At 66.8% G+C, this 15,154-nt stretch carries 10 protein-coding genes and 1 tRNA gene; 9 read left to right on the plus strand and 2 right to left on the minus strand.

Annotated features, from left to right (window positions below; all coding sequences use genetic code 11):
* On the minus strand, positions 1-1,024 hold a 1,024-nt coding region (locus SSQG_RS23430; protein ID WP_003992321.1), incomplete at its 3' end, for an adenosine deaminase.
* A gap of 122 nt (positions 1,025-1,146) precedes the next feature.
* Positions 1,147-2,373, minus strand: a complete 1,227-nt coding sequence (locus tag SSQG_RS23435) for a pyridoxal phosphate-dependent aminotransferase (protein WP_003992322.1) — start codon at positions 2,371-2,373, stop codon at positions 1,147-1,149.
* A gap of 317 nt (positions 2,374-2,690) precedes the next feature.
* Here SSQG_RS23435 and SSQG_RS23440 point away from each other — a divergent pair.
* The 9 genes from SSQG_RS23440 (at position 2,691) to SSQG_RS23480 (ending at position 15,121) form a co-directional block, all read left to right on the plus strand.
* Positions 2,691-2,763, plus strand: a tRNA-Trp gene (locus tag SSQG_RS23440).
* Between the two features lie 108 nt (positions 2,764-2,871).
* Entirely contained in the window at positions 2,872-3,156 is a 285-nt protein-coding gene (secE, locus tag SSQG_RS23445) for a preprotein translocase subunit SecE (RefSeq protein ID WP_003992323.1), read from the plus strand.
* An 80-nt stretch (positions 3,157-3,236) separates the two neighbouring features.
* Complete coding sequence (gene nusG, locus SSQG_RS23450) at positions 3,237-4,049, plus strand: transcription termination/antitermination protein NusG (RefSeq protein WP_039933484.1); 813 nt, start codon at positions 3,237-3,239, stop codon at positions 4,047-4,049.
* A gap of 169 nt (positions 4,050-4,218) precedes the next feature.
* Complete coding sequence (gene rplK, locus SSQG_RS23455) at positions 4,219-4,653, plus strand: 50S ribosomal protein L11 (RefSeq protein WP_003992325.1); 435 nt, start codon at positions 4,219-4,221, stop codon at positions 4,651-4,653.
* Between the two features lie 76 nt (positions 4,654-4,729).
* Positions 4,730-5,455, plus strand: coding sequence for a 50S ribosomal protein L1 (gene rplA, locus SSQG_RS23460; protein ID WP_003992326.1), 726 nt, complete (start codon positions 4,730-4,732; stop codon positions 5,453-5,455).
* A gap of 578 nt (positions 5,456-6,033) precedes the next feature.
* Positions 6,034-6,564 carry a 50S ribosomal protein L10 gene (rplJ, locus tag SSQG_RS23465; RefSeq protein WP_003992328.1) on the plus strand — a complete coding sequence of 177 codons (531 nt, stop codon included), beginning with the start codon at positions 6,034-6,036 and terminating at the stop codon, positions 6,562-6,564.
* Positions 6,565-6,678: 114 nt separating this feature from the next.
* Positions 6,679-7,068 carry a 50S ribosomal protein L7/L12 gene (gene rplL / locus SSQG_RS23470; protein WP_003992329.1) on the plus strand — a complete coding sequence of 130 codons (390 nt, stop codon included), beginning with the start codon at positions 6,679-6,681 and terminating at the stop codon, positions 7,066-7,068.
* A 574-nt stretch (positions 7,069-7,642) separates the two neighbouring features.
* Positions 7,643-11,128: a DNA-directed RNA polymerase subunit beta gene (rpoB, locus tag SSQG_RS23475; protein WP_039933485.1), complete on the plus strand. Its 3,486-nt coding sequence runs from the start codon at positions 7,643-7,645 to the stop codon at positions 11,126-11,128.
* Between the two features lie 93 nt (positions 11,129-11,221).
* The gene (locus SSQG_RS23480; protein ID WP_003992331.1) at positions 11,222-15,121 is read left to right on the plus strand and encodes a DNA-directed RNA polymerase subunit beta'; all 3,900 of its coding nucleotides are present in this window, start codon (positions 11,222-11,224) and stop codon (positions 15,119-15,121) included.
* The last annotated feature ends 33 nt before the right edge of the window (positions 15,122-15,154 follow it).

The following is a 15,154-nucleotide window of genomic DNA, read 5'->3' on the forward strand; positions in this document are numbered from 1 at the left end:
GCAACCAGTCGTCGACCCCCGACAGCAGCTTCGTCTTCACATCCTCCGGAGCCGCCGACCCCCGGACCGACTGCCGGGCCAGTTCCGCCAGCTCCTCGTCCGTGAACCCGTGATGCCGCCGCGCGATCTCGTACTGAGCGGCGAGCCGGGAGCCGAACAGCAGCGGGTCGTCCGCGCCCAGCGCCATCGGGACACCCGCCTCGAACAGCGTCCGCAGCGGCACGTCCTCCGGCTTCTCGTACACCCCCAGCGCCACGTTCGACGCCGGGCACACCTCGCACGTCACACCCCGCTCGGCCAGCCGCCGCAGCAGCCGCGGATCCTCCGCCGCCCGCACCCCGTGCCCCACCCGGTTCGCCCCGAGGTCGTCCAGGCAGTCCCGCACCGACGACGGCCCGGTCAGCTCACCCCCGTGCGGCGCCGACAGCAGCCCGCCCTCCCGCGCGATCGCGAACGCCCGGTCGAAGTCCCGCGCCATGCCCCGCCGCTCGTCGTTCGACAGACCGAAGCCGACGACCCCCCGGTCGCCGAACCGCACCGCCAGCCGGGCCAGCGTCCGCGCGTCCAGCGGATGCTTCATCCGGTTCGCCGCGACCAGCACCCGCATACCGAGCCCCGTCTCACGCGACGTCGTCTCCACCGCGTCCAGGATGATCTCCAGCGCCGGGATCAGACCGCCCAGCCGCGGCGCGTACGAGGTCGGGTCGACCTGGATCTCCAGCCACCCCGAGCCGTCCCGGACGTCCTCCTCCGCCGCCTCCCGCACCAGCCGCTGGATGTCCTCCGGCTCCCGCAGGCACGAGCGGGCCGCGTCGTACAGCCGCTGGAAGCGGAACCAGCCCCGCTCGTCCGTCGCCCGCAGTCTCGGCGGCTCCCCGCCGACCAGGGCCTCGGTCAGCGCGTCGGGCAACCGCACCCCGTACTTGTCGGCCAGTTCCAGCACGGTCGAGGGCCGCATCGACCCGGTGAAGTGCAGGTGCAGATGGGCTTTCGGCAGCTCAGAGACATCACGTACACGCTCCATCCCAGGATCCTGCCGTACGTCTCAGCCGTCCCGGTAGCCGTTTCCCCATTAGTGGTCTTGCTCGCACAAACAAATGGGGCACATACCGAAATCGGTATGTGCCCCGGCCCGGAACGGAAGCCTCAGTCCCTGGCCTCCGCCAGCAGCTTCTGGATCCGGCTCACGCCCTCGACGAGGTCCTCGTCACCCAGCGCGTACGACAGCCGCAGATACCCGGGCGTGCCGAACGCCTCACCCGGCACCACCGCGACCTCGGACTCCTCCAGGATCAGCGCGGCCAGCTCGACCGTGTCCTTGGGCCGACGCCCGCGGATCTCCTTGCCGACCAGCGCCTTCACCGACGGGTACGCGTAGAACGCGCCCTCCGGCTCCGGGCACACCACGCCGTCGATCTCGTTCAGCATCCGCACGATGGTCTTGCGGCGCCGGTCGAACGCATCGCGCATCGTCGCGACGGCGTCCAGGCCGCCGGAGACGGCGGCCAGCGCGGCCGCCTGGGCGACGTTGGACACGTTGGAGGTGGCGTGCGACTGGAGGTTCGTCGCGGCCTTGACCACGTCCTTCGGGCCGATGATCCACCCCACCCGCCAGCCGGTCATCGCGTACGTCTTCGCGACACCGTTCACCACGACGCACTTGTCGCGCAGCTCGGGCAGCACCGCCGGCAGCGACACGGCGGAGGCGCCGCCGTAGACCAGGTGCTCGTAGATCTCGTCGGTCATCACCCACAGACCGTGCTCGACGGCCCAGCGGCCGATCGCCTCGGTCTCGGTCTCGCCGTAGACCGCACCGGTCGGGTTCGACGGCGAGACGAAGAGGACGACCTTCGTCTTCTCCGTACGGGCCGCCTCCAGCTGCTCGACGGTCACCCGGTAGCCGGTCGTCTCGTCGGCGACGACCTCCACCGGGACACCGCCGGCCAGCCGGATCGACTCCGGGTACGTCGTCCAGTACGGCGCGGGCACGATGACCTCGTCGCCCGGGTCGAGGATCGCGGCGAAGGCCTCGTAGATGGCCTGCTTGCCGCCGTTGGTGACCAGGATCTCCGAGACGTCCGGCTCGTAGCCGGAGTCACGCAGGGTCTTCGCGGCGATCGCGGCCTTCAGCTCGGGCAGACCGCCGGCCGGCGTGTAGCGGTGGAACTTCGGGTTCTTGCAGGCCTCGATCGCGGCCTCGACGACGTAGTCCGGGGTCGGGAAGTCGGGCTCGCCGGCGCCGAAGCCGATCACCGGCCGCCCGGCGGCCTTGAGGGCCTTGGCCTTGGCGTCCACGGCGAGGGTGGCGGACTCGGAGATCGCGCCGACTCGGGCGGAGACCCGGCGCTCGGTGGGAGGGGTTGCAGGGCTCATGGGCCCCATCGTTTCAGACTGGAAACGCGCGTGGCACGGGGGTTTCACAGACTGAACAACCTCGGGCAAACCCTTGAACAACAGTGCGGATCGCCCACACCGCCAGGTCGATCTTCCATCGAATCCCGGCCGCCCACGGCCCGTTTCCCGGAGGATTCCCAGGCGATCTTCCGTCAACGAGGCCTGCTGCGGCCTCTTTCTGTTCGACGACCGGCCGTGGACCACGTACACTCTCACCTCGTTGGCCTTCAGCAGCCCGCGCTCACTGGGTGCACACCAAGCATCCGGACGGATGCGGTACGTTGGGGGACACACAAAGGGTCGTAGCTCAATTGGTAGAGCACTGGTCTCCAAAACCAGCGGTTGGGGGTTCAAGTCCCTCCGGCCCTGCTACACACTCCTTCGCCAGGATGTGTGCGCATGTACGTACAGCAATGCACCGCCGTGCGGCTCAGACCGGGCGCGGCACGGCCACGACCCGGAATCAGGTGAGGACGAGTGACGGACGCCGTGGGCTCCATCGACATGCCTGATGCCCAGGACGAGGCACCGGAGTCGAAGAAGGCCCGCAAGGGTGGCAAGCGCGGCAAGAAGGGCCCGCTGAAGCGCCTTGCCCTCTTCTACCGCCAGATCATCGCGGAGCTGCGCAAGGTCGTCTGGCCGACCCGCAACCAGCTGACGACGTACACGACAGTGGTGATCATCTTCGTCGTTATCATGATCGGCCTGGTCACCGTGATCGACTATGGTCTCAGCCACGCCGCCAAGTACGTGTTCGGCTGAGCAGCCAGCGAAGAGCGCCGAGGTACCCGGCGCTCCTTTCGCATGTTCCACCCCTATGTATCCAGGAAGAAGCAGCCACCGTGTCTGACCCGAACGTGAACGACGCCATCGAGCCTGTCGAGTCCGTCGAGGACGAGCTCGACACCGTCGAGGGCGCGGACAGCGAGGACACCGACGCCTCCACCGAGGCCGAGGCTGCCGACGCCGCCGCGGACGACGCCGCCGAGGCGGAGACCGAGGCCGGCGAAGAGGCCGAGGAAGAGCCCGAGGACGACCGCGACCCGATCGAGAAGCTCCGCGAGGAGCTGCGGGGCCTGCCCGGTGAGTGGTACGTCATCCACACCTACGCGGGCTACGAGAAGCGCGTGAAGGCCAACCTGGAGCAGCGCGCCGTCTCGCTGAACGTCGAGGACTTCATCTACCAGGCCGAGGTGCCCGAGGAAGAGATCGTCCAGATCAAGAACGGCGAGCGGAAGAACATCAAGCAGAACAAGCTCCCGGGCTACGTCCTGGTCCGTATGGACCTGACGAACGAGTCCTGGGGCGTCGTCCGCAACACCCCGGGTGTCACCGGCTTCGTGGGCAACGCCTACGACCCGTACCCGCTGACGCTGGACGAGATCGTCAAGATGCTCGCCCCCGAGGCCGAGGAGAAGGCCGCCCGCGAGGCCGCCGAGGCCGAGGGCAAGCCCGCCCCGCAGCGCAAGGTCGAGGTCCAGGTGCTGGACTTCGAGGTCGGCGACTCGGTCACCGTCACCGACGGCCCGTTCGCCACGCTGCAGGCGACGATCAACGAGATCAACCCCGACTCGAAGAAGGTCAAGGGTCTCGTCGAGATCTTCGGCCGCGAGACGCCGGTCGAGCTCTCCTTCGACCAGATCCAGAAGAACTAGCCACTTCTGGACTCACCGCTTCCGCGCAGGTCAGGCGATCGCTCCAGCGTCCGTCTGACCTGCGCGGTTTTTGGCCGCGCATCTATACCCGTTATCGTTGTGCGGTATGCCTGCGTCCGGGTGGTCCCCGAATGTGGGCAGGACCCGAATCGAAAGGACCCGGAGAGCTATGCCTCCCAAGAAGAAGAAGGTCACGGGGCTCATCAAGCTCCAGATCCAGGCGGGTGCCGCCAACCCGGCCCCGCCGGTCGGCCCCGCGCTGGGTCAGCACGGCGTCAACATCATGGAGTTTTGCAAGGCCTACAACGCCGCGACCGAGTCGCAGCGTGGCTGGGTCATCCCGGTGGAGATCACGGTCTACGAGGACCGTTCCTTCACCTTCATCACCAAGACCCCGCCGGCCGCCAAGATGATCCTGAAGGCCGCGGGCATCGAGAAGGGCTCCGGCGAGCCGCACAAGACCAAGGTCGCGAAGATCACGCGTGACCAGGTCCGCGAGATCGCCACCACCAAGATGCCCGACCTCAACGCCAACGACCTGGACGCCGCCGAGAAGATCATCGCCGGCACCGCCCGTTCCATGGGCGTCACGGTCGAGGGCTGAGCCCCAAACCCATCAGCAGAAGTGGCAGGGCCCGCTCGGCCCGGACCACGACTCCTAAGAATCCACAGGAGCAGTAGTGAGCAAGCGCAGCAAGGCCCTTCGCGCTGCGGACGCCAAGATCGACCGGGAGAAGCTCTACGCCCCGCTCGAGGCCGTCCGTCTCGCCAAGGAGACCTCCACGACCAAGTTCGACGGCACCGTCGAGGTCGCCTTCCGCCTGGGTGTCGACCCGCGCAAGGCCGACCAGATGGTCCGTGGCACCGTGAACCTCCCGCACGGCACCGGTAAGACCGCCCGGGTCCTGGTCTTCGCGACCGGTGACCGTGCCGAGGCCGCGCGTGCCGCGGGCGCCGACATCGTCGGCGCCGACGAGCTGATCGACGAGGTGTCGAAGGGCCGTCTGGACTTCGACGCCGTCGTCGCCACCCCGGACCTCATGGGCAAGGTCGGCCGCCTCGGCCGCGTGCTCGGTCCGCGTGGTCTGATGCCGAACCCGAAGACCGGCACCGTCACCCCCGATGTCACCAAGGCTGTCAACGACATCAAGGGCGGCAAGATCGAGTTCCGCGTCGACAAGCACTCGAACCTGCACTTCATCATCGGCAAGACGTCGTTCGACGACACCAAGCTGGTGGAGAACTACGGCGCGGCGCTGGAGGAGATCCTCCGTCTGAAGCCGTCCGCCGCCAAGGGTCGCTACATCAAGAAGGCCGCCATCAGCACCACGATGGGCCCCGGCATTCCGCTCGACTCCAACCGCACCCGCAACCTCCTCGTCGAGGAGGACCCGGCCGCGGTCTGAGCCTGACGGCTCACCCAACCGGTCACGGGCCCCGCACCTCTCACAGGTGCGGGGCCCGTCCCCTTTTCCGGTACGTACGCCGAAGGCCGCTACACCCTGAGCCCGCCGAGGACATCACGTCCCTCCGCTACCGCCTGAGCGGCACGGCGCCGGGGGAGGGCCGCGTCAAGGATCCTTCCTCGACTACAACAAGCCGGTGACCGTCACGGCCCCGCCGGCCAAGGACGTCGCGGACCTCGCCGACATGTTCAAGGAGCTGGACCAGGGCTGACCCGCCCTGCGCCGCCCGTCGTACGGGCGGATTTGCTTGACGGCGATCCGTTCCCGTACTCTCTTGCAGAAGCCAAAGACCGCTGGTCGTTACCGCGTGCTCGGATGAGGGCGCGGTGGCCGAAGGATCCGCTGAACGGCGGACGACCCGCGCAGGTGACACTGGAAGAGCTCCCGGAGACCGACGCCTCGTGCGTGGGGACAACCGGTCGAGCTACGCCCCGTGCGCCTGCGCCGGGGCGTTTCGTTTTCCCCAGTCCTCCTTCGGGTCCGCGCGGTCCGAATCACCCGGAAGGAGGCCGAGGCTCATGGCGAGGCCTGACAAGGTCGATGCCGTCGAGGAGATGCGGGACAAGTTCCGCAACTCGAACGGCGCCGTCGTCACCGCGTACACCGGTCTCACCGTCTCGCAGCTCCAGCAGCTGCGTCGTTCACTCGGTGAGAACGCGCACTACCGTGTGGCGAAGAACACGCTGACCAAGATTGCGGCCAACGAGGCCGGGATCAACACCATCGACGACCTCTTCACGGGTTCGTCGGCCGTCGCCTTCGTGACCGGTGACCCGGTCGAGGCGGCGAAGGGTCTTCGTGACTTCGCCAAGGACAACCCCAACCTCGTCATCAAGGGCGGCGTCCTTGACGGCAAGGCGTTGTCCGCCGATGAGATCAAGAAGCTTGCGGACCTCGAGTCCCGCGAGGTTCTGCTCTCCAAGCTGGCCGGTGCCATGAAGGGCAAGCAGTCCCAGGCTGCCTCTGTCTTCCAGGCGCTGCCGTCGAAGCTCGTCCGCACCGTGGACGCGCTCCGTGCCAAGCAGGACGAGCAGGGCGGTGCCGAGTAACTCGGCTCGCATCCCGGCCCCCGCTGCCTGAACGCGGAGGCCGTCGCGGGCCAGTAGTACGCCCGCCTCACATGTACATCCGGCACCTGCCGATTTAGTGGAAGGACCGCCATCATGGCGAAGCTCAGCCAGGAAGACCTGCTCGCGCAGTTCGAGGAGATGACCCTCATCGAGCTCTCCGAGTTCGTGAAGGCGTTCGAGGAGAAGTTCGACGTCACCGCCGCCGCTGCCGCGCCGGTCGTCGTCGCCGGTGGTGCCGCTGGTGGCGCCGCTGCCGAGGCCGCTGAGGAGAAGGACGAGTTCGACGTCGTCCTCACCGGTGCCGGCGACAAGAAGATCCAGGTCATCAAGGTCGTGCGTGAGCTGACCTCCCTGGGCCTGAAGGAGGCCAAGGACCTGGTCGACGGTGCGCCGAAGCCGGTTCTGGAGAAGGTCAACAAGGAGGCCGCCGACAAGGCGAAGGAGTCCCTCGAGGGCGCCGGTGCCTCCGTCGAGGTCAAGTAAGACCTCCCGGATCCGCCAGGATCCACGACACGTCCCCCTGGACGTGTAACGCGTAAGCGCGGAAGAGCGATCATCCATCCGGGTGGTCGCTCTTCGGCGTTCCGGGGGTGCGGCCACGGTTACCTTGCACCCTCAGTGGCGGGGGGTATGGTGATCTTCGTCGTGTCTCTGGGCGGGCCCCGGTTCGGGCAGGGGGGCCTTGACGAACCGCACGCAGCGCGCAATTCTCAGGACGCGTCGTCACAAGGATCCGAATCCGAGGCATGGATCGGCGACGAAGAGGGCAGTATCAACGTGCGTTGAAGGCAGGGCCTTGTCGCAGGAGTGGAACAACGAGGGTGAACACGGGTTCCAGAACCCGCACTGGACATCAGTGTGCCAAGTGGCTACACTGACCCTTTGCGCTGCCTGTTAGCTGTCCCCTGCCCGTCACCAGGGGTCTGCCCTCGCCCGAGCATCGACGACAAGACCCGCCCGACCAGGCCTTTCGGCCGGATGGACACAGCTTGTCTCCGTGTACGGGAGAGGGGCCGGTACGCGCGTAGTGAGTCCGAGCCCTCGGAAGGACCCCCTCTTGGCCGCCTCGCGCAACGCCTCGACCGCGAATACGAACAACGCTGCCAGCACTGCCCCGCTGCGCATCTCTTTTGCAAAGATCAAGGAGCCTCTCGAGGTTCCGAACCTGCTCGCGCTGCAGACCGAGAGCTTCGACTGGCTGCTCGGTAACACCGCCTGGCAGAGTCGGGTCGAGGAGGCTCTGGACAACGGTCAGGACGTCCCCACCAAGTCCGGGCTCGAGGAGATCTTCGAGGAGATCTCCCCGATCGAGGACTTCAGCGGGTCGATGTCGCTGACCTTCCGTGACCACCGCTTCGAGCCGCCGAAGAACTCGATCGACGAGTGCAAGGAGCGCGACTTCACGTACGCGGCCCCGCTCTTCGTCACCGCCGAGTTCACCAACAACGAGACCGGCGAGATCAAGTCCCAGACCGTCTTCATGGGCGACTTCCCGCTCATGACGAACAAGGGCACCTTCGTCATCAACGGCACCGAGCGTGTCGTGGTGTCGCAGCTGGTCCGTTCCCCCGGTGTCTACTTCGACTCCTCCATCGACAAGACGTCCGACAAGGACATCTTCTCCGCCAAGATCATCCCGTCCCGGGGTGCCTGGCTGGAGATGGAGATCGACAAGCGCGACATGGTCGGTGTCCGCATCGACCGCAAGCGCAAGCAGTCCGTCACCGTCCTGCTCAAGGCGCTCGGCTGGACCACCGAGCAGATCCTCGAGGAGTTCGGCGAGTACGAGTCGATGCGCGCCACCCTGGAGAAGGACCACACCCAGGGCCAGGACGACGCGCTGCTCGACATCTACCGCAAGCTGCGTCCGGGCGAGCCCCCCACGCGTGAGGCCGCGCAGACGCTCCTTGAGAACCTGTACTTCAACCCCAAGCGCTACGACCTGGCCAAGGTCGGCCGCTACAAGGTCAACAAGAAGCTGGGTGCGGACGCTCCGCTGGACGCGGGCATCCTGACCGTCGAGGACGTCATCTCGACGATCAAGTACCTGGTGAAGCTGCACGCCGGCGAGACCGAGACGGTCGGGGACAGCGGCACGAGCATCGTCGTCGAGACCGACGACATCGACCACTTCGGCAACCGTCGTCTGCGCAGCGTCGGCGAGCTCATCCAGAACCAGGTCCGTACGGGTCTGGCTCGTATGGAGCGCGTCGTCCGTGAGCGCATGACGACCCAGGACGTCGAGGCGATCACGCCGCAGACCCTGATCAACATCCGGCCGGTCGTCGCCTCCATCAAGGAGTTCTTCGGCACCAGCCAGCTGTCCCAGTTCATGGACCAGAACAACCCGCTGTCGGGTCTGACGCACAAGCGGCGTCTTTCCGCGCTCGGCCCGGGTGGTCTCTCCCGTGAGCGGGCCGGCTTCGAGGTCCGTGACGTGCACCCCTCGCACTACGGCCGCATGTGCCCGATCGAGACGCCCGAAGGCCCGAACATCGGTCTGATCGGCTCGCTCGCCTCCTACGGCCGGGTCAACGCGTTCGGTTTCGTCGAGACCCCGTACCGCAAGGTGTTCGAGGGCCAGGTCACCGACGAGGTCGACTACCTGACCGCCGACGAGGAGGACCGCTTCGTCATCGCGCAGGCCAACGCGCAGCTGACGGACGACCTCCGCTTCGCCGAGGCCCGGGTGCTCGTCCGCCGTAAGGGCGGCGAGGTCGACTACGTCACCGGCGAGGACGTGGACTACATGGACGTCTCGCCGCGCCAGATGGTGTCGGTCGCGACCGCCATGATCCCCTTCCTGGAGCACGACGACGCCAACCGTGCCCTCATGGGCGCGAACATGATGCGTCAGGCCGTTCCGCTGATCAAGTCCGAGGCCCCGCTCGTCGGCACCGGCATGGAGTACCGCTCCGCGGTCGACGCCGGCGACGTGGTCAAGGCCGAGAAGCCCGGTGTGGTCCAGGAGGTCTCCGCGGACTACATCACCACCGCCAACGACGACGGCACGTACATCACGTACCGCCTGGCCAAGTTCGCCCGCTCCAACCAGGGCACCTCGGTCAACCAGAAGGTCATCGTCAGCGAGGGCGACCGGATCATCGAGGGCCAGGTCCTGGCCGACGGTCCGGCCACCCAGCAGGGCGAGATGGCGCTCGGCAAGAACCTGCTCGTGGCGTTCATGCCGTGGGAGGGTCACAACTACGAGGACGCGATCATCCTGTCGCAGCGCCTCGTGCAGGACGACGTCCTCTCCTCGATCCACATCGAGGAGCACGAGGTCGACGCCCGTGACACCAAGCTCGGCCCCGAGGAGATCACCCGGGACATCCCGAACGTCTCCGAGGAGGTCCTGGCCGACCTCGACGAGCGCGGCATCATCCGTATCGGTGCCGAGGTCATCGCCGGTGACATCCTCGTCGGCAAGGTCACGCCCAAGGGTGAGACCGAGCTGACCCCCGAGGAGCGCCTGCTCCGCGCGATCTTCGGTGAGAAGGCCCGTGAGGTCCGTGACACCTCGCTGAAGGTGCCGCACGGCGAGACCGGCAAGGTCATCGGCGTGCGCGTCTTCGACCGCGAGGAGGGCGACGAGCTTCCCCCGGGCGTGAACCAGCTGGTCCGCGTCTACGTCGCGCAGAAGCGCAAGATCACCGACGGTGACAAGCTCGCCGGCCGTCACGGCAACAAGGGCGTCATCTCGAAGATCCTGCCGATCGAGGACATGCCGTTCCTGGAGGACGGCACCCCGGTCGACATCATCCTCAACCCGCTCGGTGTGCCGTCCCGAATGAACCCGGGTCAGGTTCTGGAGATCCACCTCGGCTGGCTCGCCAGCCGCGGCTGGGACGTCTCCGGGCTGAGCGAGGAGTGGGCGCAGCGCCTGCAGGCCATCGAGGCCGACCAGGTCGCCCCGGGCACCAACGTCGCCACCCCCGTCTTCGACGGTGCGCGTGAGGACGAGCTCGCGGGTCTGCTGCAGCACACCATCCCGAACCGCGACGGCGAGCGCATGGTGCAGCCGACCGGTAAGGCGAGGCTGTTCGACGGCCGCTCCGGTGAGCCGTTCCCGGACCCGATCTCCATCGGGTACATGTACATCCTCAAGCTGCACCACCTGGTCGACGACAAGCTGCACGCCCGTTCGACCGGTCCGTACTCGATGATCACCCAGCAGCCGCTGGGTGGTAAGGCCCAGTTCGGTGGCCAGCGCTTCGGTGAGATGGAGGTGTGGGCGCTGGAGGCTTATGGCGCCGCGTACGCCCTCCAGGAGCTGCTGACCATCAAGTCCGACGACGTCACCGGCCGTGTGAAGGTCTACGAGGCCATCGTCAAGGGCGAGAACATCCCCGAGCCCGGCATCCCCGAGTCCTTCAAGGTGCTCATCAAGGAGATGCAGTCCCTGTGCCTCAACGTGGAGGTGCTGTCCTCGGACGGCATGTCCATCGAGATGCGCGACACCGACGAGGACGTCTTCCGCGCCGCGGAGGAGCTTGGCATCGACCTGTCCCGGCGCGAGCCGAGCAGCGTCGAAGAGGTCTGACGGGAGTCCGGCGGCCTTCGCCATGAAGGCCGCCGGCCCCAGGACCCCCGTATCAGACCAAAGACTTACAACCCTGAGAGGGATTGACGCATAGTGCTCGACGTCAACTTCTTCGACGAGCTCCGGATCGGTCTGGCTACCGCTGACGACATCCGTCAGTGGAGCCACGGCGAGGTCAAGAAGCCCGAGACCATCAACTACCGCACCCTCAAGCCCGAAAAGGACGGACTCTTCTGCGAGAAGATCTTCGGTCCGACCCGGGACTGGGAGTGCTACTGCGGCAAGTACAAGCGCGTCCGCTTCAAGGGCATCATCTGTGAGCGCTGCGGCGTCGAGGTGACTCGCGCCAAGGTGCGCCGTGAGCGGATGGGCCACATCGAACTGGCCGCGCCCGTCACCCACATCTGGTACTTCAAGGGCGTTCCGTCGCGTCTGGGCTACCTGCTCGACCTGGCCCCGAAGGACCTGGAGAAGGTCATCTACTTCGCGGCGTACATGATCACGTACGTCGACGAGGAGCGCCGTACGCGCGACCTGCCCTCGCTGGAGGCCCACGTCTCCGTCGAGCGTCAGCAGATCGAGCAGCGCCGCGACGCCGACCTGGAGGCCCGCGCCAAGAAGCTCGAGACCGACCTGGCCGAGCTGGAGGCCGAGGGCGCCAAGGCCGACGTGCGCCGCAAGGTACGCGAGGGTGCCGAGCGTGAGATGAAGCAGCTGCGCGACCGCGCGCAGCGCGAGATCGACCGCCTCGACGAGGTGTGGAACCGCTTCAAGAACCTCAAGGTCCAGGACCTCGAGGGCGACGAGCTGCTCTACCGCGAGCTGCGTGACCGCTTCGGCACGTACTTCGACGGCTCGATGGGTGCCGCGGCGCTGCAGAAGCGCCTGGAGTCCTTCGACCTCGACGAGGAGGCCGAGAAGCTCCGCGAGATCATCCGTACCGGCAAGGGCCAGAAGAAGACCCGTGCGCTCAAGCGCCTGAAGGTCGTCTCCGCGTTCCTGCAGACCAGCAACAGCCCCAAGGGCATGGTGCTCGACTGCGTCCCGGTCATCCCGCCGGACCTCCGCCCGATGGTGCAGCTGGACGGTGGCCGCTTCGCGACCTCCGACCTGAACGACCTGTACCGCCGTGTGATCAACCGGAACAACCGACTGAAGCGCCTTCTCGACCTCGGTGCGCCCGAGATCATCGTGAACAACGAGAAGCGCATGCTCCAGGAGGCCGTCGACGCGCTGTTCGACAACGGCCGTCGTGGTCGCCCGGTCACCGGTCCCGGTAACCGCCCGCTGAAGTCCCTCAGCGACATGCTGAAGGGTAAGCAGGGTCGCTTCCGTCAGAACCTGCTCGGTAAGCGTGTGGACTACTCCGCGCGTTCCGTGATCGTCGTCGGTCCGCAGCTGAAGCTGCACCAGTGCGGTCTGCCGAAGGCGATGGCGCTGGAGCTCTTCAAGCCGTTCGTGATGAAGCGTCTGGTCGACCTGAACCACGCGCAGAACATCAAGAGCGCCAAGCGCATGGTCGAGCGCGGCCGCACGGTCGTGTACGACGTGCTGGAAGAGGTCATCGCGGAGCACCCGGTTCTGCTGAACCGTGCGCCCACGCTGCACCGCCTCGGCATCCAGGCCTTCGAGCCGCAGCTGGTCGAGGGCAAGGCCATCCAGATCCACCCGCTCGTCTGCACCGCGTTCAACGCGGACTTCGACGGTGACCAGATGGCCGTCCACCTGCCGCTCTCCGCGGAGGCGCAGGCCGAGGCCCGCATCCTGATGCTGTCCTCGAACAACATCCTCAAGCCGGCCGACGGCCGTCCGGTGACGATGCCGACCCAGGACATGGTCCTCGGTCTGTTCTTCCTCACCACCGACGGCGAGATGCGCGACCTCAAGGGCGAGGGCCGTTCCTTCGCCTCGGTCGCCGAGGCGATCATGGCCTTCGACGCGGGCGAGCTGTCGCTCCAGTCGAAGATCGACGTCCGCTTCCCGGTCGGCACCATCCCGCCGCGTGGCTGGATGCCGCCGGCGCGTGAGGAGGGTGAGCCCGAGTGGCAGCAGGGTGACAGCTTCCGGCTGAACACCACCCTGGGCCGTGCGCTCTTCAACGAGCTGCTGCCCGAGGACTACCCGTTCGTCGACTACGAGGTCGGCAAGAAGCAGCTCTCCGAGATCGTCAACGACCTCGCCGAGCGCTACCCGAAGGTCATCGTGGCGGCGACGCTCGACAACCTGAAGGCGGCCGGCTTCTACTGGGCGACCCGTTCCGGCGTCACCGTGGCCATCTCCGACGTCGTCGTTCCCGAGGCGAAGAAGGAGATCGTCAAGGGCTACGAGGCGCAGGACGAGAAGGTCCAGAAGCAGTACGAGCGCGGTCTGATCACCAAGGACGAGCGCACGCAGGAGCTCATCGCGATCTGGACCAAGGCGACCAACGAGGTCGCCGAGGCGATGAACGACAACTTCCCGAAGACCAACCCGATCTTCATGATGGTGAACTCGGGTGCACGAGGCAACATGATGCAGATGCGTCAGATCGCCGGTATGCGTGGTCTGGTGTCGAACGCGAAGAACGAGACGATCCCGCGTCCGATCAAGGCGTCGTTCCGTGAGGGCCTGTCCGTGCTGGAGTACTTCATCTCCACGCACGGTGCCCGTAAGGGTCTGGCGGACACGGCCCTGCGTACCGCCGACTCGGGTTACCTCACCCGTCGTCTGGTCGACGTCTCCCAGGACGTCATCATTCGCGAGGAGGACTGCGGCACCGAGCGCGGTCTGAAGCTGCGGATCGCCTCGAAGGACGAGTCCGGTGTCCTGCGCAAGGCCGAGGACGTCGAGACCAGCGTCTACGCCCGCATGCTCGCCCAGGACGTCGTCATCGACGGCAAGGTGATCGCGCCGGCCAACGTGGACCTGGGCGACGTGCTCATCGACCAGCTCGTGCACCACGGTGTCGAGGAGGTCAAGACCCGCTCGATCCTGACCTGCGAGTCGCACGTCGGCACCTGTGCCATGTGCTACGGCCGTTCGCTGGCCACCGGCAAGCTGGTCGACATCGGTGAGGCGGTCGGCATCATCGCCGCCCAGTCCATCGGTGAGCCCGGCACCCAGCTGACGATGCGTACCTTCCACACCGGTGGTGTGGCCGGTGACGACATCACCCAGGGTCTGCCGCGTGTCGTCGAGCTCTTCGAGGCCCGTACCCCGAAGGGTGTCGCCCCGATCTCCGAGGCCTCCGGCCGCGTCCGGATCGAGGAGACCGAGAAGACCAAGAAGATCGTCGTCACCCCGGACGACGGCAGCGACGAGACGGCGTTCCCGATCTCGAAGCGCGCCCGGCTCCTGGTCAGCGAGGGCGAGCACGTCGAGGTGGGCCAGAAGCTCACCGTGGGTGCCACCAACCCGCACGACGTGCTGCGCATCCTGGGTCAGCGTGCCGTCCAGGTCCATCTGGTCGGCGAGGTCCAGAAGGTCTACAACTCGCAGGGTGTGTCGATCCACGACAAGCACATCGAGATCATCATCCGGCAGATGCTGCGCCGCGTGACGATCATCGAGTCCGGCGACGCCGAGCTGCTGCCCGGCGAGCTGGTCGAGCGCTCGAAGTTCGAGACCGAGAACCGTCGTGTGGTCCAGGAGGGCGGTCACCCGGCCTCCGGTCGTCCGCAGCTGATGGGTATCACCAAGGCCTCGCTGGCGACGGAATCCTGGCTGTCGGCCGCCTCCTTCCAGGAGACGACCCGAGTCCTGACGGACGCGGCGATCAACGCCAAGTCCGACAGCCTCATCGGCCTCAAGGAGAACGTCATCATCGGTAAGCTCATCCCGGCCGGTACGGGTCTGTCCCGCTACCGCAACATCCGGGTCGAGCCGACCGAGGAGGCCAAGGCCGCGATGTACTCGGCCGTCGGCTACGACGACATCGACTACTCGCCGTTCGGCACGGGCTCCGGCCAGGCCGTTCCGCTGGAGGACTACGACTACGGTCCGTACAACCAGTAAGCGAGTCGCTTGAGGTGGAGGGCGGTCATCCTT

Source organism: Streptomyces viridochromogenes DSM 40736, from assembly GCF_000158955.1.
In the GTDB taxonomy this organism is placed as follows: domain Bacteria; phylum Actinomycetota; class Actinomycetes; order Streptomycetales; family Streptomycetaceae; genus Streptomyces; species Streptomyces venetus.

Bases quoted from the DNA above. Each gene is read 5' to 3' on its own strand.
- SSQG_RS23435 (WP_003992322.1), bottom strand. From the start codon at position 2,373: ATGAGCCCTGCAACCCCTCCCACCGAGCGCCGGGTCTCCGCCCGAGTC.
- rplK (WP_003992325.1), top strand. From the start codon at position 4,219: ATGCCTCCCAAGAAGAAGAAGGTCACGGGGCTCATCAAGCTCCAGATC.
- rplJ (WP_003992328.1), top strand. From the start codon at position 6,034: ATGGCGAGGCCTGACAAGGTCGATGCCGTCGAGGAGATGCGGGACAAG.
- rplL (WP_003992329.1), top strand. From the start codon at position 6,679: ATGGCGAAGCTCAGCCAGGAAGACCTGCTCGCGCAGTTCGAGGAGATG.